General features: G+C 70.2%; 28 protein-coding genes. 10 read left to right on the top strand and 18 right to left on the bottom strand.

Features of this window, described 5'->3' with window-relative positions; all coding sequences use genetic code 11:
* The first annotated feature begins 201 nt into the window (after positions 1–201).
* Positions 202–2,601 carry a Tex family protein gene (locus ACWEV3_RS22500; RefSeq protein ID WP_452615788.1) on the top strand — a complete coding sequence of 800 codons (2,400 nt, stop codon included), beginning with the start codon at positions 202–204 and terminating at the stop codon, positions 2,599–2,601.
* 75 nt (positions 2,602–2,676) lie between these two features.
* On the opposite strand, the gene ACWEV3_RS22495 is transcribed toward ACWEV3_RS22500, so the two are convergent.
* Positions 2,677–2,922: a DUF397 domain-containing protein gene (locus tag ACWEV3_RS22495; protein ID WP_452615926.1), complete on the bottom strand. Its 246-nt coding sequence runs from the start codon at positions 2,920–2,922 to the stop codon at positions 2,677–2,679.
* A gap of 11 nt (positions 2,923–2,933) precedes the next feature.
* Positions 2,934–3,785 carry a helix-turn-helix domain-containing protein gene (locus ACWEV3_RS22490; protein WP_452615787.1) on the bottom strand — a complete coding sequence of 284 codons (852 nt, stop codon included), beginning with the start codon at positions 3,783–3,785 and terminating at the stop codon, positions 2,934–2,936.
* Between the two features lie 120 nt (positions 3,786–3,905).
* Between ACWEV3_RS22490 and ACWEV3_RS22485 the strand changes: the two genes are divergently transcribed.
* Positions 3,906–4,115, top strand: a complete 210-nt coding sequence (locus ACWEV3_RS22485) for a zinc finger protein (RefSeq protein ID WP_452615786.1) — start codon at positions 3,906–3,908, stop codon at positions 4,113–4,115.
* A 58-nt stretch (positions 4,116–4,173) separates the two neighbouring features.
* Entirely contained in the window at positions 4,174–4,476 is a 303-nt protein-coding gene (locus ACWEV3_RS22480; protein ID WP_452615785.1) for a hypothetical protein, read from the top strand.
* 166 nt (positions 4,477–4,642) lie between these two features.
* Here ACWEV3_RS22480 and ACWEV3_RS22475 read toward each other — a convergent pair whose 3' ends face one another.
* The 3 genes from ACWEV3_RS22475 to ACWEV3_RS22465 form a co-directional block, all read right to left on the bottom strand.
* The gene (locus ACWEV3_RS22475; RefSeq protein WP_452615784.1) at positions 4,643–5,386 is read right to left on the bottom strand and encodes a metallophosphoesterase; all 744 of its coding nucleotides are present in this window, start codon (positions 5,384–5,386) and stop codon (positions 4,643–4,645) included.
* A gap of 99 nt (positions 5,387–5,485) precedes the next feature.
* Positions 5,486–5,983 (bottom strand): N-acetyltransferase, encoded by a 498-nt coding sequence (locus ACWEV3_RS22470; protein WP_452615783.1) that lies wholly within the window; start codon positions 5,981–5,983, stop codon positions 5,486–5,488.
* A gap of 76 nt (positions 5,984–6,059) precedes the next feature.
* Positions 6,060–6,629, bottom strand: a complete 570-nt coding sequence (locus ACWEV3_RS22465; RefSeq protein WP_452615782.1) for a TetR/AcrR family transcriptional regulator — start codon at positions 6,627–6,629, stop codon at positions 6,060–6,062.
* Positions 6,630–6,719: 90 nt separating this feature from the next.
* On the opposite strand from ACWEV3_RS22465, the gene ACWEV3_RS22460 reads away from it, so the two are divergent.
* From ACWEV3_RS22460 to ACWEV3_RS22445, 4 genes are all read left to right on the top strand, one after another.
* Complete coding sequence (locus ACWEV3_RS22460) at positions 6,720–7,148, top strand: DUF4267 domain-containing protein (RefSeq protein WP_452615781.1); 429 nt, start codon at positions 6,720–6,722, stop codon at positions 7,146–7,148.
* A gap of 232 nt (positions 7,149–7,380) precedes the next feature.
* Entirely contained in the window at positions 7,381–7,791 is a 411-nt protein-coding gene (locus tag ACWEV3_RS22455) for a helix-turn-helix domain-containing protein (RefSeq protein ID WP_452615780.1), read from the top strand.
* Between the two features lie 73 nt (positions 7,792–7,864).
* On the top strand, positions 7,865–8,422 hold the full coding sequence (locus ACWEV3_RS22450; protein WP_132490478.1) for a M48 family metalloprotease: 558 nt from the start codon (positions 7,865–7,867) through the stop codon (positions 8,420–8,422).
* On the top strand, positions 8,419–9,618 hold the full coding sequence (locus ACWEV3_RS22445) for an MAB_1171c family putative transporter (RefSeq protein WP_452615779.1): 1,200 nt from the start codon (positions 8,419–8,421) through the stop codon (positions 9,616–9,618). The genes ACWEV3_RS22450 and ACWEV3_RS22445 overlap by 4 nt, the downstream gene beginning before the upstream one ends.
* Positions 9,619–9,752: 134 nt before the next feature.
* On the opposite strand, the gene ACWEV3_RS22440 is transcribed toward ACWEV3_RS22445, so the two are convergent.
* From ACWEV3_RS22440 to ACWEV3_RS22415, 6 genes are all read right to left on the bottom strand, one after another.
* Positions 9,753–10,379 carry a hypothetical protein gene (locus ACWEV3_RS22440; RefSeq protein WP_452615778.1) on the bottom strand — a complete coding sequence of 209 codons (627 nt, stop codon included), beginning with the start codon at positions 10,377–10,379 and terminating at the stop codon, positions 9,753–9,755.
* Positions 10,380–10,506: 127 nt separating this feature from the next.
* Positions 10,507–11,250, bottom strand: a complete 744-nt coding sequence (locus ACWEV3_RS22435; RefSeq protein ID WP_452615777.1) for a MerR family transcriptional regulator — start codon at positions 11,248–11,250, stop codon at positions 10,507–10,509.
* A gap of 172 nt (positions 11,251–11,422) precedes the next feature.
* Complete coding sequence (locus ACWEV3_RS22430) at positions 11,423–13,033, bottom strand: DHA2 family efflux MFS transporter permease subunit (protein ID WP_452615776.1); 1,611 nt, start codon at positions 13,031–13,033, stop codon at positions 11,423–11,425.
* A 402-nt stretch (positions 13,034–13,435) separates the two neighbouring features.
* Positions 13,436–13,822 (bottom strand): YchJ family protein, encoded by a 387-nt coding sequence (locus tag ACWEV3_RS22425; protein ID WP_358572664.1) that lies wholly within the window; start codon positions 13,820–13,822, stop codon positions 13,436–13,438.
* Positions 13,823–13,907: 85 nt separating this feature from the next.
* The gene (locus ACWEV3_RS22420) at positions 13,908–15,812 is read right to left on the bottom strand and encodes a primary-amine oxidase (protein WP_452615775.1); all 1,905 of its coding nucleotides are present in this window, start codon (positions 15,810–15,812) and stop codon (positions 13,908–13,910) included.
* Positions 15,813–15,926: 114 nt separating this feature from the next.
* On the bottom strand, positions 15,927–16,289 hold the full coding sequence (locus tag ACWEV3_RS22415; protein WP_452615774.1) for a winged helix-turn-helix transcriptional regulator: 363 nt from the start codon (positions 16,287–16,289) through the stop codon (positions 15,927–15,929).
* Positions 16,290–16,493: 204 nt separating this feature from the next.
* Between ACWEV3_RS22415 and ACWEV3_RS22410 the strand changes: the two genes are divergently transcribed.
* Complete coding sequence (locus ACWEV3_RS22410; protein ID WP_452615773.1) at positions 16,494–17,186, top strand: SDR family NAD(P)-dependent oxidoreductase; 693 nt, start codon at positions 16,494–16,496, stop codon at positions 17,184–17,186.
* Positions 17,187–17,214: 28 nt separating this feature from the next.
* Here ACWEV3_RS22410 and ACWEV3_RS22405 read toward each other — a convergent pair whose 3' ends face one another.
* Entirely contained in the window at positions 17,215–17,511 is a 297-nt protein-coding gene (locus ACWEV3_RS22405; protein ID WP_452615772.1) for a hypothetical protein, read from the bottom strand.
* Between the two features lie 706 nt (positions 17,512–18,217).
* Here ACWEV3_RS22405 and ACWEV3_RS22400 point away from each other — a divergent pair.
* Both ACWEV3_RS22400 and ACWEV3_RS22395 read left to right on the top strand, forming a co-directional pair.
* Positions 18,218–19,789: a sensor histidine kinase gene (locus ACWEV3_RS22400; protein ID WP_452615925.1), complete on the top strand. Its 1,572-nt coding sequence runs from the start codon at positions 18,218–18,220 to the stop codon at positions 19,787–19,789.
* Positions 19,786–20,481, top strand: a complete 696-nt coding sequence (locus tag ACWEV3_RS22395; protein WP_452615771.1) for a response regulator — start codon at positions 19,786–19,788, stop codon at positions 20,479–20,481. The genes ACWEV3_RS22400 and ACWEV3_RS22395 overlap by 4 nt, the downstream gene beginning before the upstream one ends.
* Positions 20,482–20,687: 206 nt before the next feature.
* Here the strand turns inward: ACWEV3_RS22395 and ACWEV3_RS22390 are convergent, their stop codons facing one another.
* From ACWEV3_RS22390 to ACWEV3_RS22365, 6 genes are all read right to left on the bottom strand, one after another.
* On the bottom strand, positions 20,688–21,920 hold the full coding sequence (locus ACWEV3_RS22390; protein ID WP_452615770.1) for a cytochrome P450: 1,233 nt from the start codon (positions 21,918–21,920) through the stop codon (positions 20,688–20,690).
* Positions 21,917–22,453, bottom strand: a complete 537-nt coding sequence (locus tag ACWEV3_RS22385) for a GTP-binding protein (protein ID WP_452615924.1) — start codon at positions 22,451–22,453, stop codon at positions 21,917–21,919. Before ACWEV3_RS22385 ends, ACWEV3_RS22390 begins: the two co-directional genes overlap by 4 nt.
* Before the next feature lie 43 nt (positions 22,454–22,496).
* The gene (locus ACWEV3_RS22380; RefSeq protein WP_452615769.1) at positions 22,497–22,856 is read right to left on the bottom strand and encodes a DUF742 domain-containing protein; all 360 of its coding nucleotides are present in this window, start codon (positions 22,854–22,856) and stop codon (positions 22,497–22,499) included.
* The gene (locus ACWEV3_RS22375) at positions 22,856–23,269 is read right to left on the bottom strand and encodes a roadblock/LC7 domain-containing protein (RefSeq protein WP_358394275.1); all 414 of its coding nucleotides are present in this window, start codon (positions 23,267–23,269) and stop codon (positions 22,856–22,858) included. Before ACWEV3_RS22375 ends, ACWEV3_RS22380 begins: the two co-directional genes overlap by 1 nt.
* A 75-nt stretch (positions 23,270–23,344) precedes the next feature.
* Complete coding sequence (locus tag ACWEV3_RS22370; protein ID WP_452615768.1) at positions 23,345–24,667, bottom strand: sensor histidine kinase; 1,323 nt, start codon at positions 24,665–24,667, stop codon at positions 23,345–23,347.
* A 255-nt stretch (positions 24,668–24,922) separates the two neighbouring features.
* A partial coding sequence (locus ACWEV3_RS22365; protein WP_452615923.1) for a Fe-Mn family superoxide dismutase occupies positions 24,923–25,042 on the bottom strand: 120 nt, incomplete at its 5' end.

Raw genomic sequence — 25,042 nt, 5'->3', positions numbered from 1 at the left:
CGAAACCGGCGTTTCCCCTGGGCGAGGCGCCGGTTTCGCGCGAAACCGCCACCGTCACCCGGACGACCCGGGGTGATCGCGCGGTCTCGATGGGCGACGTTCCGACACGCCGATGTGAGTGCCGACGTTGCGCGCGGGCGGTGTCCGGCAGAATGCTCGGTCGGATCTGGCGAAGACCGCAGAGAAGGCGGAATCAGCAACGTGACGACTGTTCATCAGAAGATCGCCGAGGAGCTCGGCGTCCGCGAGCGCCAGGTGCAGTCCGCCGTCGACTTGCTCGACGGCGGGGCGACTGTGCCGTTCATCGCGCGCTACCGAAAGGAAGCGACCGGCGCCCTCGACGACGCCCAGCTGCGCACGCTCGAAGAGCGGTTGCGCTACCTGCGCGAGCTCGAAGAGCGGCGCACGACGGTGCTGGAATCGATCCGCTCGCAGGGCAAGCTGACCGACGAGCTGGAGGCTCAGGTCACCGCGGCGGACTCGAAGGCGCGGCTGGAGGACATCTACCTCCCGTACAAGCCCAAGCGCCGCACGAAGGCACAGATCGCCATCGAGGCGGGCCTGGAGCCGCTGGCGGACCGGCTGCTGTCGGACCCGAGCAACGACCCGCAGGAGACCGCGGCCGGTTTCGTGGACGCCGAGAAGGGCGTTGCCGACACCCAGGCCGCGCTGGACGGCGCGCGCTCGATCCTGGTCGAGCGGTTCTCCGAGGACGCCGACCTGATCGGCGAGCTGCGCGAGAAGGTGTGGACGCGCGGCCGGATGGTCTCCAAGGTGCGCGAGGGCAAGGAGGAGGAAGGCGCGAAGTTCGCCGACTACTTCGAGTTCTCCGAGGGCTTCGCGGACCTGCCGTCGCACCGCATCCTGGCGCTGTTCCGCGGCGAGAACGAAGAGGCCCTGGAGCTGTCCCTGGAGCCCGACGACGGCGCGGAGCAGGTCGGCCCGACCGACTACGAGCTGCGGATCGCGCAGCAGTTCGGCATCGCCGCGCAGGGCCGCCCGGCCGACAAGTGGCTGTCCGATGTGGTCCGCTGGGCGTGGCGCACCCGCGTCCTGACGCGGCTGAGCGTGGACCTGCGGCTGCGGCTGCGGCAGAACGCCGAGGACGAGGCGGTCCGGGTGTTCGCGGCGAACCTGCGCGACCTGCTGCTGGCCGCGCCGGCCGGATCGCGCGCCACGATGGGCCTGGACCCGGGCTTCCGGACCGGTGTGAAGGTCGCGATCGTCGACGGCACCGGCAAGGTCGTCGCGACCGACACGATCTACCCGCACCAGCCGCAGCGGCAGTGGGACCAGGCGCTGGCGAAGCTGGCGACGCTGGCCAAGGCGCACGACGTGGACCTGATCGCGATCGGCAACGGCACGGCGTCCCGCGAGACGGACAAGCTGGCGGGCGACCTGATCAGCCAGAACCCGGACCTGAAGCTCACCAAGATCTCGGTGTCCGAGGCGGGCGCGTCGGTGTACTCGGCGTCGGCCTACGCGTCGCGGGAGCTGCCGGAGCTGGACGTGTCGCTGCGCGGCGCGGTGTCGATCGCCCGGCGCCTGCAGGACCCGCTGGCGGAGCTGGTGAAGATCGACCCGAAGTCGATCGGCGTCGGCCAGTACCAGCACGACATCTCGGAGACGAAGCTGTCGCGTTCGCTGGACGCGGTGGTCGAGGACTGCGTGAACGCGGTCGGCGTGGACGTGAACACGGCGTCGGCGCCGCTGCTGACCCGCGTGTCGGGCATCAGCGAGGGGCTGGCGGACAACATCGTCCACCACCGCGACACCAACGGCCCGTTCCGGACCCGCAAGGCGCTCAAGGACGTGGCGCGGCTGGGGCCGAAGGCGTTCGAGCAGTGCGCGGGCTTCCTGCGGATCCCGGACGGCGACGACCCGCTGGACTCCTCGGCGGTGCACCCGGAGGCATACCCGGTGGTGCACCGGATCCTGGGCAGCACCGGCGGTGAGATGACCGGGCTGATCGGCAACGCGAAGGTGCTGAAGTCGTTGCGGCCGCAGGACTTCGCGGACGACAGCTTCGGTCTGCCGACGGTCACGGACATCCTCGCCGAGCTGGACAAGCCGGGCCGGGACCCGCGGCCGGAGTTCAAGACGGCGACGTTCGCGGACGGCGTCGAGAAGATCGCCGACCTGAAGCCGGGCATGACGCTGGAGGGCGTGGTCACGAACGTGGCGGCGTTCGGCGCGTTCGTGGACGTGGGCGTGCACCAGGACGGCCTGGTGCACGTGTCGGCGATGTCGAAGAACTTCGTCAACGACCCGCACGACGTGGTGAAGTCGGGCGACATCGTGCGCGTGAAGGTCCTGGACGTGGACATCCCGCGCAAGCGGATCTCGCTGACGCTGCGCCTGGACGACGAGCCGGGCGCCGGCGGGCGTCAGGACCGCGACTCCGGCCGGGGCCAGGGCGGCGGCCGCGGCCAGGGCGGCGGCGGCCGCAACGGCGGCGGTCGTGGTCAGGGCGGCGGCGGTCGCGGCGGTCAAGGCGGTCAGGGCCGAGGCGGCCAGGGACGCGGCGGCCGCGGTCAGCGCAACGACGCCCCGTCCGGATCGATGGCCGACGCCCTCCGCAAGGCGGGCTTCGGCAAGTAGCCGTTTCAGCTGGTCAGGGCCCGTGCGTACTTTTGGTTGCCATAGCGACGAAAAGTACGCACGGGCCCAGTGCGCTCAGCGCTCGAACCGCCCGGTCTTGATGGCGGTGACGAATAACCGCCACTGCTGGCCGGTCGTGGTGAAGTACCCGGCATCCCGGTCCTTCGAGTCCCGAACCGCCGCACCGACGGCGACGCGACCGACCTCGACGCAGTTGTCGGTGTTTGCACTGCGGCTGGACTTGCGCCAGCTTCCTTCAATGCGCCCAACCTCGACGCACGCGCTTACCTGGTGGGAGCGAGAAGACTTTCGCCAGCCCATGGGGGTCCTGGTCATGCGGTTACCTCCTCCAACTCGTCGGCAATGGATGCGATCAGCTCCGCCGAGCTCGCTGGATCCATTGCCATGTGTCGAAGGGTAACCACGGCGTCCTGGTACGCCGCTACTTCCTTTGTATGTATGAAGACGCCCGAAGCGAAGTGCTCCAGGTGAACGATCGGGGCGCTCTTCGGGAACTCGTACACGATGAACGAGCCTGCTAGAGCCGCATGCCAACGTTCCGAAACCGCAGGCAGAACCATGATCGTGACGCTTGGCAGCTCGCCCATCTTGAGAAGATGCCGCAGCTGGTCCGCCATGACCGCGACGCCGCCCAGCCGGTCTCGTAGGGCGGACTCCGAGATGATGGCCGTCAAGTCCGGCGAGCCCGACCGGAACAGCACGTCCCGCCGACCTACGCGCATCGCTATGCGTGCTTCGAGATCTTGGCCAGGCACCTCACCCATGATGGCTCGCGCGTAGTCCGACGTCTGCAGCAAACCAGGAATTACCCCGGTGGCAACATCGACGATGCCGGTGGCGGTGCGCTCGAACTCGATGATCGTCGTGAGCTCGCGGCGAAGCCCGTTCTTCCCCGTCTCCAGCCAGTTCGGCTGATCGACTCCACGGGCCATGTCGACCAGCTCTGCGTACCTCTCACCCTTCACTCCGAGCGTCGCCAAGATCTGGGCCACATCTTCGGGTTTCGGTGATCGCGTGCCGGATTCATAGCGAGACACCGACACGTAGCTGACACCGATCTGCGCCGCGAGTTCCTTCTGCGTGAGCCCGGCTGCCAGTCGGCACTCGCGGAGTTCGACGCCGAGCGCTCGGGACTTCGGGGTGCGTTCGGATTTTCCGACCATGAAAACCACCCTATGCCTTTGACGTGCACAAACAACCCCCGATCGGGTAGTTGATCAGCAGATTTACCACCGGCAAACTCTTACCGGTAAGTGCGGTAAATCGAGCGATGGGGGTCGTGGATGTATCCGTTTCATTGGGTGCCTGCTGCTGGGCAGCGGCATGCGAGCTTGGACGAAAAGCCTTGTGGTTGCTCGTATCCGACCGGGACGCAGGTGCTGACGTTGTGCCTTCAGCAGCTTTCCGCGGATAACAGCGAGCTGGCCTGGTTCTGGGACACCTGCCCCGAGTGCAATCGCGAGGCTCGGCGGCTCGCCGGTATCGAGCCTTGAGCGCGAAGACCGCAGCCCTCGAAGAAGTCGCTCACCTGCTTGGGAAAGGAATCGCGCGATGCACCCGTTCTGGACCGCCCTGTCCTGCTTGGGCTCGATGCTGCTCGGCATGCTCCTGATGTACGTCTACCGCAGGCGCCTGCCCCAGCACGCGGGAGCGGGCGAAGGCACGACGAACGTCTGGCAGCTGATCGATCACGTGGAAGCCGAAGCGAAGCGGAACGACACCCCGACCGGCAGGCACCACCTGCGAGAACCCCGGGAGCCGACCGAACATTCCACACTGGACACGGTGCCGATCCACGAGCCGCCGTCGTTCGAGCTCCACCACCGGGTTCTAGAAGCCCTGCAACGCCTCTGACCACCTGACCCGGCTCGATGCCACCTTCCCCGACCCCGAGGCGTCGAGCCGACGCGGCCGGGCGGCGCACCGCCCCCCTCCCCCAGGCGCCGCCCGGCCGCACCCCACTGGGAATCCACAGTGGATGCTGCGATCCGGTATTACTAGCCGCTGGCCATCGCCGCGGTCAGGGCACGACGCGGAAGTGGGTGGTCAGGCGCCCATCGTCGGCCAGCACGTGGAAGGCGATGCCGGGCGGCACATCGCGATCGTCCGGGCGGTCGCCTTCCCAAGCCATGCGCAGGTTCCAGTTGACCGCCGACCCGACGAGCAGCGGCCGTCCGGCGAAGGTCGAGGCGGCCGCGGTGTGGGCATGCCCGGTCAGCACGGCGGCGACCTGCGGGCGCGCTTCGAGCACGGCGGCCAGTTCTTCGGGCTGTTCCAGCAGGATTGCGTCGATGAACGGGTGGTGGAGGCCGACCGGCGGGTGGTGGAACGCGATCAGCGCCCGGACGTCCGGCGGCAGTTCGTCGAGCGTGGCGCCGATCCAGTCGAGCGTCGGCGCGTCGAGCCGCCCCTCGTCGCGGCCCGGGATCGTGGAGTCGCACATCAGGATCGCGGTCCCGGCGACGTGGTGGACCTGGTTGACGGGCTCGCCGCCGGAATCCCCGCCGAGCAGGACCTTCCGGTACTCCGGGCGCGCGTCGTGGTTGCCCGGGCACATCAGCACCGGGAACGGAGCGGCGAGAATCCGCGCCGCCTCCTCGTATTCGGCCTCCGCGCCATGATCGGCGATGTCTCCGGTCACCAGCAGCGCATCCACCGGACGAGGCAAGGCCCGGAGGTGGTCCATCACGCGAGTGGCGCGCTGTGTCGCCCACTGGCTGCCGTCCAGGTGCAGATCGCTGATCTGAGCGATCAGAACGGTCATCTTTCCTCCAGAAGGCAAGGTTCGGAACTTCCCGATTCTAGGCAGAATCGAAAAACCCCTCGGTGCTTTCACGGCGACCGACCGCGCGCCTCGGGCGTGTCAGGAGGCGCGCGGCAGCGCGAGCCAGTCCTGCCAGGTGATGTCGCGGCCCAGGTAGCGGGGCTGCCGGAAGGGCCAGTCGGCGGCGATCCACTGCGGAACCAGCGCGTCGAACGCGCGCTCCACCTCGCCGCCGACGAGGTCGTCCACCACCCACCAGGCCACCTCGCCGTCGGAGCCGGCGCGCTCGGGCGGGTCGATGTAGACGCAGCCGAAGAGCGCCGTCTCGCCCTCGTCCAGCAGCGCGTAGTTGAACGACTGGTGCGCGGCTATCTCCTTCTCGTGCCGCAGCAGGTCGGCGCGGTTCTCCTCGTAGGTCATCGTCTCCCTTGGCCAGGACCAAGCCGGCCCGAAGATCTCCCACAAGCGTTCCCGGGAGCCCATCACGGCGGGGTAGTCGCGCACGGCGTCGGACTCCCGGATCGGCCGCAGGTGGAACGCGGTGCCGGGCACGGGCACGTGGACGGGGTGGACGAAGTCGTCGGGGAGCCAAGTCATGAGGACCGAGGCTACCGCCGGTCGGCGGACGACCACCGGGCTTCGGCAGGACTGACCGCGATCCGGCAGAGGGGCTCTAGGCGAACTGGTCGATCAACAGGTCCAGGCGGGCCTTGTGATGACTGGCCCGGAGCCGGTCGCCGCGGGTCAGGATGGCCAGGCCGTGCAAGGCGCTCCAGAACACCTCGGCGAGGGTTTCCAGATCGCGGTCACCGGCCAGCGGTTCGAGCACCGCGATGAGCTCGCCGAACGCCTCCTTGAGCGCGGCGGGCGAATCCTCCGTGCCGAACGGGATGTCGACGGGCCGCACGAACATCGCCTCGTAGAGCGCGGGCCGGTCCCGGGCGAAGTTCAGGTAGGCGTCGGCCAGCGCGCGCAACGCCGCCTTGGGGGCGCGACGCCCCTGGCGAGCCCGGCGGAACTCGGTGGTCATTTCGGCGATGCCCTCGATGGCGACGGCGGCGATGATCGCGTCCTTGCCATTGAAGTGGCTGTACAGGACCGGCTGGCTGTACTCGACGCGCTCCGCCAGCCGCCGCGTGGTGACGGCGTCCCAGCCCTCGGCTTCGGCGAGCTCGCGCGCCGACTCGATGATCAGCCGGTGCCGTTCGGCCCGCTCCCGTTCCTTGCGCTCTCTCACGGACATGACCAAATCCTAGCACCGCTAGACAACCAAGCAGAGCTACTGCTAGCGTCGCTAGAGAACAGATCACCGCTAGACAACAGGGAGTCAGCCATGACGCTGCGACGCTTCAACACCGGCCTGATGATCGCGCTCGGCCTCTTCGTGGTCTCCTTCGGAACGAGGTTCGTGATCGACCCGACCGGAGCGGCGGAGGGCTTCGGCATCCCCGACTGGCCGCAGGGCGACGCGGCGGGCTACCTCATCGTCAAGGGAGTGCGCGACCTGGCCTGCGCACTGATCATCTTCATCCTGTTAGCGCTGCGCCAACGCCGAGCCCTGGGCTGGGTGGCGCTGGCGGACGCGATGATCGCGTTCGGCGACGCGCTCACGGTCCTCACCCACGGCGGAACACCGGCGGCGGCCTTCGGCATCCACGCGGCCACGGGAGTGGTCGTGGTCGTGGCAGGAATCCTCCTGCTCCGCGAACGCGCGCTCCCCGCCACCACGACCGCGCCGGCCCACCAGGTCGCGACGGCGTAGCGATCAGCGCACGGGCGCCTTCGGAAAGGCGACCGGGACGGGCCGCCGGTTCGGCCCCTGGTGCCAGGCAGGGCACGGGTCGACGCGCGACCCGTGCGCCGCCTGGCACACCCCCAGGTTCCGGACCCCCCGGAATTCCACGATCGTGTAATCCGATCAGACGGTAGTCTAGAATGTGAGAAATCGTCAACGACGTGGTGGGCACGCGTGCTGTGATTTCGGAGTGAGTGCGATGGCTGACCCAGGGGCCGCCCTGGCCGAGCGGCTGGCGTGGTTGCGAGAATCCTTCCCCAGCCCCGAAACGGGAAGACCGTACGACGTCAAGACGATCGCCGCGGCGACGGGAATGTCGGTATCGCAGCTCTACAAGATCCTTTCCGGCGAATCGCCCAATCCCGGCTGGCAACACCTGAAAGCGCTGGCCGCATTCTTCCGCGTGCCATTGGACACGTTCGACAACAGCGAGCACGGCGAGAAGATCCGGGCGCAGCTGGCCACCCTGGTGGAACTGCGCGCCCTGAAAGAAGAAGGCGTGGAGTCCGTGAGCCTGCGCGGACTGACCGCCGCCCAGGCCGACCGGATCCGGGGCGTGGTGGAAGACCTGCGCCGCTCCAACAGCACCGCCGGTCGCGATGAGTCATGAGCGCGGTCACAACTCGGATCCGACATCGTTCCGCTGCGCGCGGCTGGTGCTGCCGGTGAGCCACGATCGGGACGTGACACGATCCGACCATCGCGATCTGACGGCGCGGTGCCAGGAGCTGGCCGCCGCGCTGCCGCTGCCCGCGCCGTGGGACCTGCAGACGTTCATCGCCGAGCTGGCCGAGGCCCGCGGCCGGCCGATCGAGCTCCGCCAGGTGTCCACCGTGGACTTCGACAGCCCCTGCGGAGCGCTCGTCTCGCTCACCGACCGGGACGTGATCGGCTACGTGACCAGCACCCCGCTGCACGAGGAGCACATCATCCTGCACGAGGTCGGCCACCTGGTGTGCGGGCACTCGGACACCAGGCTCGCCGACTCGCCGATGGTGGCCGCGCTGGTGCCGGACCTGCCGCGGGAGCTGGTCGAGAGCGTGCTGGGCCGCTCCGCGTTCGACGCCACCACCGAGCAGGAAGCGGAGCTGGTGGCGAGCCTGTACCTGTACCGCGCGGGCCGCGTGCCCGCGCCGATCCGCGGCGTGCGCAAGCTCGACGCGAAGAGCGGCCGCACGCTCCGCCAGATCCAGGCGACGTTCGACAGCGCACGCCGCCGAGGGCCCGAGAAACTCCGATGATCAGCATCGTCCTGCAAGGCGCGGGGATCGTTGCCGTGCTGGCGGCGATCACGAAACTCGTGCAGTCCCGGCGCTCGTTGACGCCGAGCGTGGTCTACCTGTGCGGCGCGATCGGCTTCGTCGGCCTGTCGGCGGCCCTGGTGGCCCCGGCCTCGCTGCTCTGGGTGTCCGCCTGGGAACCGATGCCGAACCTAGGTCGGCTGGTGGCCAACATCCTGGCCATGGTCGCCGGTGTGTGCGTCCACGGACTGCTGACCCACCTGGTGCATGACGGCGCGCGGGCGCGGCGGATGATGCGCGCCCAGGTGCTGGTGGCCGCCGTCGCCGCGGCCACCATGACGGCGTTGATGATCGCCGCCGGCATCCCGTTCCACCCCGAGTTCCTGTCCGCGTTCGCCGACCGCCCGGCGGTGGCCGCCTACGTCACCGTGTTCGCGCTCTACATCGGGTGGGCCACCTCGGTGTTCGGGTGGTTCCTGCGCCACTACATCGCCCGGAGCAGCCGTCGCTGGTTGCGCGCCGGGCTGCGCACGATCCAGGTCGGCTGCGTGGCTTCCGCGGGATGGGCGCTGACCAAGATCGCCGCCGCGGTGTGGGCGGTGGCCGGGCACGACCCGGGCGTGCTGGACCCGTTGGGCGGCGCGTGCGCCGGGGCGTGCGTGGCGCTGGTGGCCGTCGGGGCGACGATGCCGGTCTGGGGCCCTCGGGTGGCGATGCCGATCACCTGGTGCCGCGCCGAGTTCCAGGCCCGGAAGCTGCATCCGCTGTGGCGGCGGCTGGCCGACGAGCTGCCGCAGATCACCCTGCCCGCAGGCGCGGTCGCCTCGAACGCGCAGTTCGCGCTGTACCGGCGGGTGGTGGAGATCCGGGACGCGCAACTGGTGCTGCGGTCCTTCGTCCACCCCGAGGCGGGCGACTGGGCCCGCCGGGCCGCCGAGGAGGCCGGGCTCGATGAGCGGGCGACCCACCAGGTGGTGGAGGCGGCCGGCCTGGCGGCCGCGCTGGACGCGCACGCCGCGGGCCACCGGCACCGCACCGAACCGGGCGAGGCCACCGCGCCCTACCGGGGCGTGGCCGCCGACCTGCACACCGAGGCGCGCTGGTTGATCCAGGTCGGCCGCGCTTTCGAGTGCTCGCCGATCGTGTCGACCGTGCGGGACCGCGCCCGCGCCGACCTCCCGGACCCGACGCCCTAGCGGCGACCGGGCCCGGCTGACGTCGGTTTCGCGCGAAACCGCCATGGCCAGGCACGACGAACGGCGATTTCGCGCGAAATCGCCGACACCCACGCGTACCAGGTGGTGATTTCGCGCGAAATCGGCGCGGGCTGTCAGACCAGCGCCGCGAACACGCCGCCGCCGACGACCGCGCCGACGACCGCTCCCACGGTGACCTGCGCGGGCGTGTGGTCGCCGAGCTGCGCGCGGGACCAGGAGACCGCCGCCACCACCAGCATCAGGACCAGGTAGGCAGGGTGGTAGACCACGGCGAGGATCACCACCGCGCCCGAGGCCACCGCCGAGTGCATGGACACCTTCCACCAGACCGTGATGCCGCCCGTGACGAACAACGAGGCGATCATGGCGATGTCCAGGGCGATCAGCAGCCACGGCGCACCGAACGCGACCAGCAGTCCCAGCCCGATCAGGCTCATGACGATCAGCGCGACGAACGGCACGAACCGGCCCGCGCGGTCGCGCACGTGGTGGCTGTCCCACCGCCCGGTCTTCGCGCCCCACACGATCACGCCCATCGGCAGGATGCTGCTGGTGGCCGAGACCAACAGCCCCCAGCCCAGGGTGGGGCCGAGGGTGCGGGTGGCCTGCCAGGCCACCGCGAGCGGCAGCAGCACGACGATCACCCACGGCGCGAAGACCTCGGTGAGCACGCGCGCCGCGCGGTCCTTGCCGGACGGCCGGGCCGGCACGGGGTCGGTCTCGGGTGCTGCGTTGGTCATGGGTTCCTCTGGAGCTCAGGTCACGGCGTCGCGCGCCGGTGTCCACATGGGACAGATCTGGGTGCGTCGTGAGCACTTCGGATCGCCATGTCGATCCGAACCGATCACGAGCGGTCGGCCACGCCGATCAGGACGCCTCGCTGGGCTTGCCGGTGTTCACCAGCAGCTCCACCAGCTTGTCGCCGAGCACGCCCGGGATGACCCGCTCCGCCGAGCGCGCCGCGGCCGCGTTGAGCGCGGACATCACCAGCGGCCGCAGCCGCTGCAGGACGTCGGAGTAGTACGGGATCTCGTCGTCGCTGGGCATCGGGCGGGTCAGCACGTGCTTGCGCACCACCTCGACCAAGATCTCCGCCACGTGGTCGATGTCCTTCTGCAGCTGCTCGGCGAGGTCCAGCACCTCGTTGAGCGGCACGCCGAGGCTGACCAGCTCCGCTCCGGCGTCCAGCAGCTGCGGGCTCGGCGAGACGAAGCTGCGGCCGCGCCGCTCCAGCAAGCCCAGTTCGATCGACCGCTTGATGTTCGACGGGGAGAACTGCTTGCCGAACTTCTTGCGCAGCTCCCCCACCGTGACGGCGCGGGGTGCCTCGTCCGCCCAGGACGCGCCGACGACCTCCTCCAGCCCGAGCACCTCGCCGAGGCTGCGCCCGGACTCCCAGGCCGCGATCATCTCCTTGATCTGCGCGAACGCGTAGCCGCGCTCCAGCATGTTGATGATCAGCCGCAGCCGCACCAGGTGCGCGTCGGAGTAGATCGCCGTGCGCCCCTCCCGGCGAGGCGGCGGCAACAGCTCCCGGTCCTGGTAGACGCGCACGTTGCGCACCGTCGTGCCCGCAGCCCGAGCAAGATCGTCGATCCGGTAGTCCGCCACTCGACGAAGTCTAGTTCCTCTGTTCGAACCGCGCCGCGACCTGGGCCGCGCCCGTGCGTCGCCCGAACCGGCCGACTTCGGACGGGGCGAGATCGACGGGCGCCGCGAGCACGATCCCCTCGCGGCCGGGCAGCGGGCGTGGCCTCCGCCGCGCCCGCTGCTCCGTCGGACGTCAGCCAGCGTCCGCCTTGGCCGCTTCGCCTCGCGGAGCTCGGTCGTTCCCCTTGAGCGCAAAGCAGAACAACGCGGCTACCACCAGCACCGCGGCAGACGCCAGCAGCACCACCTGCATCGCGTTGACGAACCCCACCGCGAACGCCTCTTGGCCCAGCCGCGCGAAGAGGGCGGCGTCCTCGGGTGACAGACCAGCCGGGACCGAGGGCGGGCTGAACCGCCCTCCCCCGGCCACCGCGCTCTCGACGAACTGCGCGCGCAACCCCGCGGGCAACTGGTCCGCGCGCAGCTCCGCTTCGCCGCGCAGGGCCGAGTTCAGGCAGGAGGCCAGGACGGCGCCCACCAACGCGGTGCCCAGCACCCCGCCGACCTGCCGCGTGGTGCCTGCGACCCCCGATGCCGCACCCGCGAACCTGGGATCGACGCCGTCCATGGTGACCTGCTGCAACGGCGCGAACGTCGCGCCACTGGCGATGCCGATGATCAGCAGGCCGGGCAGGAGCGGCCAGGCTCCGGAGTCCGGCCCCGCCATCGCGGCGATGACCACCAGACCGAGCGCGAGCGTGATCATCCCCGCGGCGAGGACGCGCTTGCCCCCGATCTCGTCGGCCAGCCGCCCCGCGTACGCCGAGCCGATCGCGGTGAGAACGGCATTGGGCAGCAGGACGAAACCCGCTTCCAGCGGCGAATACCCCTGCGCCATCTGCAGGTAGAGGACGAGCACGAACGCGGTGCCGATCATGCCCAGCTGGAAGACGAAGCCGATCCAGTTCCCGGCCGCGAAGTTCCGTCCGGCGAACAGGCCCAGCGGCATCAGCGGCTCACCGCGCTGAACGTGCTGCCAGCCGACGAACAGCGTCAGGAGCACGACGCCGGCCGCGATGACCGACGGGATGCCGATCGGCCCGCTGATCGTTCCCCAGTCGTAGCGCTCGCCCTCGATGAGGCCGAACACGATCCCGCTCAGGCCCGCGGTGGCGAGCACGACGCCCACCAGGTCGATCTTGTGCGGGCGTGCGACGCGCAGCTCCGGGACGAATGCCAGGACCAGCACCGCGGTGGCCACCCCGATGGGGACGTTGATGAAGAAGATCCAGCGCCAGCCGAGGTGGGCGACGACGAACCCGCCGAACACCGGGCCGAGGATCGGCGCGAGACCCGCGATCGCGCCGAAGACGCCGAACGCCCGGCCGCGCATCCGCGGCGGGAAGATCGTCAGGATCGACGAGATCACCTGCGGGAACAGCAGCGCTCCGCCCAGCCCCTGCAGCACTCGCGCGCCGAGCAGCTGTCCCGGCGTGCTCGCGAGTCCGCAGAGCGCGGATGCGGCGGTGAAGGCGGCGATGCCGATCAGGAACAGGCGCCGGTACCCGAAGGTGTCCCCGAGCCGTCCGGTCGTGATCAACAGCGCTGAGAAGACCAGCAGGTAGGCATCGATCACCCACAACACCTGGTCGTACGAGGCGCCGATGCCGTCGATCAGCGTCGGGACCGCGATGTTGACGATCGTCGCGTCCAGCAACGACATGAAGAAGCCGACGCAGAGGATGCCGAGCACCAGCCACGGGCGTCGCGCCGCTGGCCGGTCGGCGGAATTGTTCTCCAGCACTCCGATTACCTCCGAGAATTCGGGCACCGGTCGGCGATCCGGGAGCCGAAGCGCGCGGCCTCGGACCCGGATCCCATGACCGGTCCGGGAAATGTGGGCGTTCCGGTGACGTCGCGGAGACGCCCTAGAACCCGGGTTTCGGAGGATTGCCGGACGCTGCGCCGAGTTCGGCGCGCGGAGAGCCGGAATGCGGTGATTCGAAGGCAGAACGCAGGTCTGCTCGCCCGATTGTCACAACCATCTCAGAACACCTTGCTGCGATGTGGTGTGACTCCCACCTTTCTCGCGTCATCGGACGCGAGGAAAGCTGATCGGCGAGGCTACCGTCCACGATGGGAGGCGCCCACGGTGAGATGTCGACGCGGAGCCTAGCAGTTTCAATTGAAACTGCGGAAACTGCGGTCAGTCGTGGTCGCCGTCGACGTAGAACCAGGCCCCGTCCTCGCGGACGAAGCGGCTGTCCTCGGTCAGCACTCCGGCGCGCCCGCCCAGGCGGTAGTGCGCCTCGAACCGGACCGTGCCCTCCGCGTCGAACGGCCCGCCGCCGGTGCGGTCGAGGATTTCGAGGCGGACCCAGCGCTGGTCGGGATCGAGGCTCAGCGAGTCCGGCCGGGTCGAGGGGTGCCACGAGGCCAGCAGGTAGGCCGTGTCGCCGACCGCGAACGCGCTGAACCGCGAGCGCATGAGCTGCTCGGCCGTGGCCGCGCGGCGCTCGCCGGCGTGCAGGCGGGCGCAGCACTCGGCGAACGGTTCGCCGAGGCCGCAGGGGCATCGCTTGGGGGTGCTCACCCCGACAGCTTCTCATCAGCGCGGGGAGCCGGCGGTCGTGAGTGCGAAAACCGGTAGGAACCGGCTTCCGCACTCACGCCCCCGGTCAGCTCTCGCGGCAGTGCGACGCGGTGCCGTTGCCGGGCGGGACGTCGAGCGTCGGGTTCCGGTCGAAGAAGCCGACCGGCTTGAGGGTGAAGCCGCAGACGTCCACCGGCATCACCGGCCAGTCCTCCGCGCGAGGGAAGTGCGTCAGGCCGAAGGTGTGCCACAGCACGATGTCCTCGCCGTCGATGCCGCGGTCCTCCGCCGTGAACGCCGGGATGCCCGCGCCGCCGTGGCTCTGGTTCACCCACTCCCCCGCCGGGTACCGCTCGTCCGCCGCGTACCGGGTGACCCACAGGTGCTTGGTCGCGAACTCGGCGCGCTTCGCGATCGACGAACCGGGATCCGCCAGCAGCACCGGATAGCCCTGCGGGTGCAGCGCGTACCCGACCGGCTGGCCGAGCCGGTTGGTGCGCTCGGTGTTGACCACGTGCCAGGCCCGCCCGCCGGCCGGGTCGGCCTCCCGTCCGGCGTCGCTCTCCCGCGCCAGCCGGGTGACGCTGCGGGTGAAGGCGTTGCCGTGCGGGTTCTCCGCGCTGATCGGCTCGCGCTTCGCCTGCACCTCGTCGACGGCGTTGCTGGTGCCGTCGACCATCATGTCCAGCCGCGCGCTGAACAGGTGCTGGTGGAACGGCGCGCCGAGGCCGGGGGCGAGCTCGCTGGCCCAGCGCGAGCCCTCCGCCGGGTAGGACGAGGTGAACACGATGCCGGTGGCCTTGACCTCCAGCTGGATGGTGCCGTCCAGGTAGAGGTACCAGTAGAAGCCGTAGTCGTAATTGCCGACGCTGCTGAAGAACGAGATCACCAGCCGCCGCTGCCGCCGGGTCTCGGCCGATCCGGTGAACACGTCGGTGTGCTTCCACAGCACGCCGAAGTCCTCCTCGTGCATGCACACCGCGTTGCGCAGCGTCCGGGGCGCGCCGTCCTCCTGCGCCACCACCGCGTCGAAGTAGTGGATCTCGCCGAGGCAGTCGCAGCCGAGGGTGAGCTCGTTGGCGAGCTTGCCCAGCGAGTACTCGCCGGAGTCGAAGTAGTTCTGCCAGAACCGCGCCGGGGCCGGATCGCCGTAGTTGACCAGCATCTCGGCGACCGAGGCGCGGTAGATCACCGGCCGCTCCCGGTCGCCGTCGCGGAACGACAGCTGGTGCAGCACCAGGCCTTCGCGCGGGTCGAAACCGACGCGGAAGCGCCAGTTCTCCCAGCGCACCTCGTGACCGTCGACGGCGAAGCTCGGGCCGTCGGGCTGGGTGATCTCGATCGGCTTCAGCGTGTCGCGCTGCGGGCCGAACAGCTCCTGGTCGGGGTAGTTGCCGCTCTCCGCCGGGACCGGCAGGTGGCGGTCGTCGACGACCTCCAGCACGCGCTGCTCGATGACGTCGACGTAGGCCACCAGCCCGTCCACCGGGTGCGCCCACGGCAGTTCGTCCGGGTCGTTCTGCACGAATGCCAGAGCGCGCAGCATCCGGCGCCCGGTCTCCTCGGCGACGCCGAACCAGCCGGCGGACAGCGGGCAGACCCGCACCTCGTCGATGTCGTCGATGCCGCGGTCGCGGATCGCCTGCCGCCACGTCTCGTCGGCGCGCACGATCTTCTCGACCAGCTCGTACTCGGTCAGCATCACCGGCGGCTGGCCGTGCTCGACCGGGTCGACGGTGTGCCGCTCCACCACCCGATCGCCGGTCAGCGACACCACGGTGGTGGTCAGCTCACCCGTCTTCGTGTCGAGCAGCACCGAACGCACCTGGCGGTCGAAGTCGCCGCCCGCCAGCACCACGGCCTTCGCCGGTTCCTCCAGCTGCACCAGGGGAAACCGGATCGAATCGCGCAGGAGTCCCGCGCCCTGCAGGACCTCGCGGTTGCGCACGATCTCGTCGGAGCTCAACGGTTCCAGCGGATGCTTCGTCATCGCCTGCCCTCTCCAGTCTCGGTCGCCCCGGACCGCCCCAGATTCCCTTGGCGCAGGGGGGTTCGTCCAGCGGATCACCACGATCACCGGATCGTCGCAACCGCGCCGGCCGGCTCAGCGCGCGTCGTAGCGAAGCCGGTTGGCCACGATCTCGGTGCGATGGTCGATCGCCCACTCGCCGAGCGCGAGCGCCGGGCCGAGCAGCGAGTCGCCGAGCTCGGTCAGCGCGTAGTCGACGCGCGGCGGCACGCTCGCGTGCACGGAGCGACTGACCAGGCCGTCGCGTTCCAGCTTGCGGAGCGTCAGGGTGAGCATCCGCTGCGAGATGCCGCGAACGGCGCGGTGCAGTTCGCCGAAGCGAAGCGGCCCGTCCCGGAGCTGCCCGACGACCAGCAGGCTCCACTTGTCCCCGACCAGCGCCAGGATTCCCAGCACCTCCTGGCAGGCCGCTGCTTCCACTGCATCGGCGCGGGTCAATGGTTACCTCCGTGTGCGTCACCGACAGGAATGTGCCGTCTTGTGCCGACTCCGTTGGTACCAAATGATGTGCCTGCGCACAAAAGATAAGCATTGGAAAGTTCAGCCGTTCCCGCTGGCGGGCGGCCGTGTGTGCTTCGTGCTGCCATCGCGGCACGACGAGCATCCGGCCGGTGACCAGCGGTGACGCGGAAAGGGAAGCTGGTGCACAAGAATCTGGTGGTCGTCGGGGCCGGGCCGGGGCTCGGGATGGGCGTCGCGCGGGCGTTCGGCAGGCGCGGGTTCCGGGTCGGGCTGATCGCGCGGAACGCGGCGCGGCTCGCCGGATCCGTCCGGGACCTGGAGAGCAGCGGCATCACCGCGACCGCGCACCCGGCGGATGTGCGGGACCGCGACGCGCTGACCGGCGCGCTCGACGAAGCGCAGCGCGCGCTCGGGCCGATCGACGTGCTCGAATACAGCCCCGGTCCGCAAGCGCCGATCACCTCGGCCGCCGAGACCGATCCCGATGCGGCGAGCGCGCAGTTCGAGCTGTGCGCGCTGGGCGCCGTCACCGCCGTCAGCCACGTGCTCCCCGGCATGGTGGTGCGCGGCCGCGGATCGCTGCTGCTGACCACCGGGGTGTCGTCGCTGGTGCCCGCGCCTTTCCTGGGCAACGTGGGGCTGGCGATGGCGGGCCTGCGGAACTGGGCGCACGCGCTGCACATCGAGCTCGCACCGAAGGGGGTCCACGCCGCGGCGGTCACGATCGCCACCGGAGTCACCGCAGAAAACGCCGCCGAGGTGGGCGAACGCTACTTCGGACTGTACGAATCCCCGGAGCGGGCCGAGGAAATCATCGGCGACGTCGCGGCCTTCGAATCGCTCGTCAGGAGCACCGCCGCGCCGCGCCCGTAGCCGACCGGGCGCGACGCGGTCCCGGGTGCTAGTCCTGCGGCTGAGCTTCGGACTGCGGCTGAGTTTCGGACTGGGGCTGGGGCTTGGTCGGCGGTTGTGGCTTGGGGTACGGCTTGGTCTGAGGCTCGGATTCGTCCGGCGACGAGGTGGTGGTGTGCGCGGTTCCGTCGTGGGACTCCCCGTCGTGCGAGGACGCGTCCAGCACCGTCGCGGTGAGGACCTTGTCCAGCCCGAGGGGTTTGGTCCCTTCAGCCGCGACGGCGGTGCCGGACGCCCCCAATACGACCAGACCGCCGAGCAGCGCAGTGATGAGTGGACGACGCATGGAAAACCTCCCTGGAGTCGGGCATTGCCGTGGGAGACGCCACCACAACTCGATCACCACCGCCGGATGCATCACCGTGCCGTGCAACCGGTTCCCGAGTTCGGGGGACGAGCCGCACCCGGAGGGAAAGCAGTGGCCCGGTCGCCGGGGGATGTGCGACCGGGCCACCACGAGGTGGGTACCTGGGGGTGTCAGGTGTCCACCCGTTCCTCCTCCCGCGATTCCGCGGCCTGCGCACCGCGCCGCGGAATCACCCGGGATTCGTCGGCCGGAGGACCCGCCGTCGGAGACGAACGCACTGCGTGCACGGGGAGTTCGTCGCCGCGGTCGAGAGCCGAGTGATGCCATGCTGCCGCGCCACCACCGCACTGTCGCCGTTGCGTACATAACGAAACTTTTGTCACTTTTGTAACCGGGAGCGGTGGCGAACCGGCCCGGACGGCGCCGAGCTGCTGGACCGATTCCGGCGGCAGCAGCGCGAAGCGCACGAGCACATCACCCGGGGACCGGCCCGAGCGGGAACGGCTGGAATTCGCCCGCCTGCTGCTGGAGCGCGTCGGGCGCGACCGAAGCGCTCCGCGAGCGGCGCACCCGGTGATCACACCCGGAAATCGATCGCTGACCTGCGGCGATGGCGGGGTGCCGCGCGTTCGCCGAACCCCGGCGGTTAACGTTCGAACCGGCGGTGGAGGAGGCGGGCGCGGTGTTGCGGGTGCAGGGATCGTTGTCTCGGCAGTTGCTCGGGTGGCAGCTGCTGATCATCGTCCTGCTGCTCGCCTCGATCGCGGTGTTCTCCGTCGCGCAGACCGACGCCGCGTTCCGCGCCACCGAGGGCCGCAAGATGCTGTCGGTCGCCGAAGACCTCGCCGCCACCTCCGGGGTGCGCGTCAGCCTCGAAGACCCCTACAAGCGCGACACGCTGCCGATCTTCGCCGAGAGCACCCGCAACCTCTCCGGCGCCGACTACGTGATCATCACCGACCAGCGCGGCATCGTGCTCACCTCGCCCGATCCCGGCCAGCGCGGGCAGCTGCTGCCGAAGTCCGAGACCGCGCTGGGCGGCCGCTCGTGGGTCGGCGAGATCGAGCTGGACGGCGCCGGTTCGCTCGTCGCCCAAGTGCCGGTGATCTCCAAGGACGCGCGCGTCCTCGGCGTCGTCGCGGCCGGCCGCAATCCCCCGGACCTGCTGCAGGGACTGCGCCAGGCGCCGGAGAACCCGCTGACCCTGCTGGCCTTCGCCACCGTGCTCGGCATCGCCGGATCGGTGCTGCTCGCCCGGCGGGTGAAGCGGCAGACGCTCGGCCTGGAACCGCAGGAGATCACCCGGCTCGTCGAGCACCGCGAGGCCCTGCTGCACGGCGTCCGCGAAGGCGTGCTGGGCGTCGACGAGCAGAACCGCATCACGCTGGTCAACGACCAGGCGCGCCGCCTGCTGTCGCTGCCGGCGGACTGCGTGGGCAGCGACATCGACTCGCTGGACCTCAACGACCGCGCCCGCGACGTGCTCACCGGCCGAACCGACGGCGTGGACCAGATCGTGCTGCGGCGCGGCAAGGTCGTGGTGCTCAACCGGATGCCGATCTCGTCGGTCGGCGCCGTGGTGACCATGCGCGACCGCACCGAGCTCGTGGACCTGCAACGAGAGCTCGCGGTGCACCGGGACACCACCGACACCCTGCGCGCCCAGGCGCACGAGTTCAGCAACCGGCTGCACATCATCTCCGGGCTGGTCGAGCTGGGCGAGTACGAGGAGCTGCAGCGCTACGTGCACCGCATCAGCCACACCCGCGAGCAGTGGCACGCAGAGGTCACCGCGCGGGTCCACGACCCGGCCACCGCCGCGCTGCTGATCGCCAAGGCCAGCCTCGCCGCCGAACGCGGCGTCGGCCTGCGCCTGAACGAGGGCAGCTACCTGCCGGAGATCGACGAAGAGCTGTCCGCCGACCTCGTCACGGTGCTGGGCAACCTGATCGACAACGCGCTCGACGCCCTCGAAGCCGGTCCGGCCGACGCGGACCGGTGGATCGAGATCGACCTGCGCTGCACCGACGAAGTCACCGCGGTGGTGCGGGATTCCGGGCCCGGGGTGGCCGCCGAGATCGTCGAAGAGGTGTTCCGGCACGGCTTCACCACCAAGGCCGCGCGCGGCGGCGAACGCGGCCTGGGTCTGGCGTTGACGAGGCAGATCTGTCATCGTCGCGGCGGTTCGGTGGAGGTGCACAACGCGCACGGCGCGGTGTTCACCGCGCGGCTGCCGCTGGAAGGGCCGGGATCGTGATCAAGGTGTTGGTGGTGGACGACGACTTCATGGTCGCGAAGATCCACAGTGGATACGTGGCTCGCGTCGACGGGTTCGAGATCGTCGGGGTGGCGCACACCGGTGCGGACGCGATCCGCGCCGTCGACGAACTGCGCCCGGAGCTCGTGCTGCTGGACATCTACCTGCCCGACATGGACGGCCTCTCGGTGCTGCGGGAGCTGCGCGCGAGCACCGCTCGCCCGTCGGCGGACCCCGACGTCATCGTGATCACCGCGGCCCGCGACCTGGACACCGTGCGCGGCGCGATCCGCGGCGGGGCGCTGCACTACCTGATCAAGCCCTTCAGCTACGAGGCGCTGCGCGACCAGCTGGAGAACTTCCGCGCCCTGCACCAGAAGCTCAGCGGACTGCCCGGCGACTCCCCCGCCGCGCAGCAGGACGTCGACCAGATCTTCGGCACCCGGACCCACCGAGCGGCGCCGCCGAAGGGGCTGGCCACCGAGACGGCGCAGATCGTCGAGCGCATCCTGCGCGAGACGACCGCGACCGACGGCGACGTGTCGGCGGCGGAATGCGCGGACGCCGCAGGCGTTTCCCGCGTGAGCGCGCGAAAGTACCTGGAGCACTTCGTGGCCTCAGGCCGCGCGGAGGTCCGCCTCCGCTACGGCGGCACCGGCCGCCCGGAACGCCGCTACCACTGGACCCGCTGAACCCGACACCGACAGTTTCAATTGAAACTGCGCACCTCCGGCGTGTCGGCCAACGACACGCCGGAGGCTGTGGACAACTCCCGCAATTTCAATGGAAATCGAACCTCTGATTTCCATTGAAATTGCGGTCCTGCAGGGGGCTGGTAGTCGCGTCGGCACGGAGAACGCGCTGGAAGGCCCCTCGGCGGTACCGCACACCTCTGCGGTCAGTACCAGGTGAAGGTGACCGGTAGGGCCGTCAGGCCCCGCATCCAGACCGACGGGCGCCACACCAGGCCCTCCGGCGCCACCGCCAGCGCCACGTCCGGCAGCCGGTCCAGCAGCACCTCGATGCCCGTCGTCGTGATGATCCGCGCGATTTCCTGCGCGGGGAACGGACATCCGTGCTCGCCGTGGCTGAACGACAAGTGCGCCTGGTTGCCCGCCGCGCCCGCGTAGGAGTCCGGCCGCACCTGCGGGTCGGTGTTCGCCGCCGCCAGCCCGAGCACCACCAGGTCGCCCTTGCGGATCCGCTTGCCGCCCAGCCGCGTGTCCTGGGTCGCCCAGCGCCCGACGAAGTTCTGCGTCGGGGTGTCCTCCCACAGCACCTCGTTGAGGGCCTGGCCGACGCTGCGGCGGCCGCCCGCGAGGGTCACCGCGAAGCGCTCGTCGGTGAGCATCAGCCGGATGGTGTTGCCCATCCAGTCCGAAGTGGTCAGATAGCCCGCGCCCATCGTGATGAACAGGTCCGCCGCGATCTCCTCGTCGGTGAACCCCACCGGATGCGCCTGCAGGAACGAGGGCACGTCGCGGCCGGGGTTCTCGCGCTTCTCCCCCGCCAGCGCCAGCATCCGCGCGACGACCCGCTCGTGCGCCCGGACCGCCTCGTCGCCCTCCTCGGCGGACAGCGCCACGTCCCGGACCAGCGTCGGAGCCTCCTCGTCCGGCAGCCCGTAGATCTTCAGCAGCGCCAGCAGCGGGATCTGGTGCGTGTACTCGGCGATCAGATCCGCCTCGCCGCGGCCGGCGAAGCCGTCGATCAGGCCGTCGCAGATCTGCTCGACCTGCGACCGCAGGTCGAACTCGTCCACATCGGCCAGCGCTTCGGCCAGCGCGCCGCCGCGCTTGCGGTGGTCCTCGCCCTCGGTGAAGACCACCGACGGCTGGGGCTCGACGTAGGGCCGCAGCGACCAGTCGGGGGGCACCGAGTTCCAGCCGTTCCAGCGGCGGGAATCGCGGCCGAACAGGTCGGGGTTGCTGGTGACGTGGTGGACCTCGCGGTAGCCGAGCGCGCACCACGCCGGCACGCCGCCTTCGAGCAGCACCGGCGCGACGGTGCCGTGCTCGCGCCGCAACTCCCGGTAGACCTCCTCGGGGTTGTTCTGGAACCGCGGACCGTAGAACGTCGCGGCCCCGGCGTGCGTGTCCTCGTCCGCCGAAGACTTGTTGGGGCTGGTCACCGCGTGGCCTCCCGGGCGGTCGACAGGGCGTGGAGGTGTTCGACGAGCCCGACCAGCACGGCCTTGCTGGACTCCCGGTCGCGGGCGTCGCAGTCGATCAGCGGCACCTCGGGCGACAGGTCGAGCGCGTCGCGCACCTGCGCCGGGCTGTGCTCCGGTTCGCCGAAGTTGTTGCGGGCGACCACGAACGGCATGCCGTGGTGTTCGAGGCGGTCGATGGCGTACCAGGAATCGGTCAGGCGGCGGCCGTCCACCAGCACGACCGCGCCGAGCGTCCCGGAGAACAGCTGGTCCCACACGAACCAGAACCGCTCCTGGCCGGGAGCGCCGAACAGGTACAGCACCAGGCGCTCGTCCAGCGTGATGCGGCCGAAGTCGAACGCGACCGTCGTGGTCGACTTGCCGCCGACGCCGCCGGTCTCGTCGATGCCGATGCCGGCCTGCGTCATCGTCTCCTCGGTGCTCAGCGGCCGGATCTCGCTGACCGAGCGCACCATGGTGGTCTTGCCGACGGCGAAGCCGCCGACGATCACGATCTTCAAGCCGTCCGCGGCGGTGTCGCGAAGCGGGACGCGACTAGATGTTCCGGAGTCCAACGAGCACCTGCTTGAGGAATTCGGGGGCGGGCAGTTGCGCCTCGACGCGCTTCGAGGACGGGTGGCGGGCGGTGATCTTGCCCATGTCGAGCAGGTCGGAGAGCAGGATCTTCACCACGCTCACCGGCAGCCCGAGGTCCGAGGACAGCTCCACCACCGCCACCGGCTCACGGCACAACCGCAGGATCTTGGCGTGCTCGGACTGCATTCCCGGGGTCGGATCGGATTCGCTGACGATCAGCGTCACCAGGTCGAAGGTGTCCTCGGTGGGCCGGCTGCGCCCGCCGGTGACGGTGTAGAGCCGGTCCGGGTCCTCCTCGTCGACCAACCGCCTGGCCATCACGCCTCGGCCGGGTCGTCGTCGCGCGGCGGGGAGCTCAGGTACTCGCCGATCTGCTCCACCAGCTCGTTCATGTTGTGCCCGACGACGCCGACGTCCGCGTCGTCGGCGGCCAGCACGGCGAGGTGCGCGCCGACCCCGGCCTCCACGATGCACAGCACGCCGCCGTAGAACTCGGTCATGGACTGCCGGACGCCGCCGCTGCCGTCGCCGAACTCGACCGACGCCCCGTAGGACAGGCTTTGGATGCCGGAGGCGATGGCGGCCAGCTGGTCCGCCTGGTCCACCGACAGGCCGGGCGTGTGGCAGAGCTTGAGACCGTCCTTGGACAGCACCAGGGCGTGCCGGGTGCCGGGCGTCCGCTCCAGCAGGTTCTCCAGCAACCAATCGAGGTCGCGAGTTGTCGTGGTCATCGCAGCTGTGGGGCGGTGCTCCGGGATCCCGGCACCGACCCGCGCCTCCAATCCGTTGTCCAGGCGGTCAGGCCGTCATCGAGAGTCGTCGTCCGAAGTGGACGGTGGATCGCGGCGGGCGTTCCGGAAGGCGCCGAACCGCGCCCCGGCGTCCGGGCGCGGCCGGGGCGGCTCGGACTCCTCCGGCGCGGTGGCGGCCGATCGCGCCGCGGCCAGCGTCTTGCCGCGGCGGCGCTTCGGCAGCGCGTTCGGCTCGCCGGTTTCCGGTGCCGGATCGGCGCTTTCGGCCGCGACCGGCGCTGTGGTGATCGTGGGGGCTTCCGACTCCTGCCTCGGGGCGGGCGCGGGTTCCGGCCGGGGCTGCGTGATCAGCTGCCGCGGGATCAGGACGACGACGCCGGTTCCGCCGCGCGAGGACGACCGGAAGGAGACGGTCAGGCCGTGCTTGCGGGCCAGCTGGCCCACCACGGCGAGCCCGAGCCGGGTGCCCGACATCGCGGCCAGGTCCAGCGGTTCCGCCGACACGGCGCGCTCGGCGCGGGCCAGTGCGGCAGGGCTCATGACCAGGCCGCTGTCCTCGATGGTGACGATGACGCCGGTGTGGAGCTCCTCCACGTAGACGTGGACCTCCTCCGCCGGCGGCGAGAAGCGGGTGGCGTTGTCCATCAGCTCCGCGAGCGCGTGCATGACGCCTTCCGCGGCGTAACCCACCACCGCGACCGTGCTGGTGGAATGCAGCCGGACCCGCTGGTAGGAGCTGATCCGGCCCATCGCGCCGCGCAGCACGCTCTCCATGACGATCGGCTTGGTCCAGCGGCGGCCGGAGCGGGCGCCGGTCAGCACCGCGATGCTGTCCGCGAGCCGGCCGGCCTGCGCCGTGCTGTGGTCCAGCTTCAGCAGGTCCGCGAGCACGTCCTCGTCGTGCCGGTTCTCCATCTCGCGGAGGTCGGCGAGCGTGCTGGTCGCCAGCGCCTGCATGCGACCGGCCGCGTTGGCGCAGGTGGCCATGGCCGCGGCGCGCATGCGTTCGCCGGTGGCGACTTCCTGCGCCATGGCCCGGATGACGCGCTGGTGCGCGATGCCGAAGGACGGCGCCGCTTCGGCGGCAGCGGCGTCCGCGGCGACGCCGCCGCGAATCCGGTGCGCCAGGACCGGAAGCGCCTCACCGGCGAGCCGGGCGTGTTCCGCGTCGAGCGCCGCCGAATCCGCCCGCGCCTGGCGCAAAAGCTGCGCCCCGCGGATCGCGACGGCGATCGCGGCGGACAGCAGGAACGAAAGGACGCCGCCGTACCAGGCCACGAGCGCCTGGCTGCCGACCGGTGCGGCGAGGGACACCCACAGGCAGGCGCCGCCGGTGACGACCAGTGCGGCCGGAAAAGCGAGCAGCGGCAGCCGCACTCCTCGACGGTGAACGGAGACGCGGGTCGGCATCAAATGAGGTCCTAAGTGGCCGGTCGGTAGCAGGGCTGAGCTGGCGGACTCGCCATTGGTCCACGATCGTATCCGAGCCTGCATTCGGATAACTCACAGTTGGATGACATTTCCAGAACCGGATGCCACGGGGCCGGACGCACGACGGGGCCGTGCGTGGTTTGTGCCGCTATGGCGACACAAAGCACGCACGGCCCCGGAACCGCCGTCCCGCTATGCCCGTCAGGGAAGGAGCAGGCCGTTCTTGCCGGCGCGGGCGTCGGCGAAGCGCTTGGAGACCTCGTCCCAGTTGACGACGTTCCACAGGTGCTTGACGTAGTCCGCCTTCACATTGCGGTACTG

It is taken from the genome of Saccharopolyspora sp. NPDC003752 (assembly GCF_053605825.1).
This window is presented reverse-complemented; position numbering and strand designations above follow the sequence as displayed.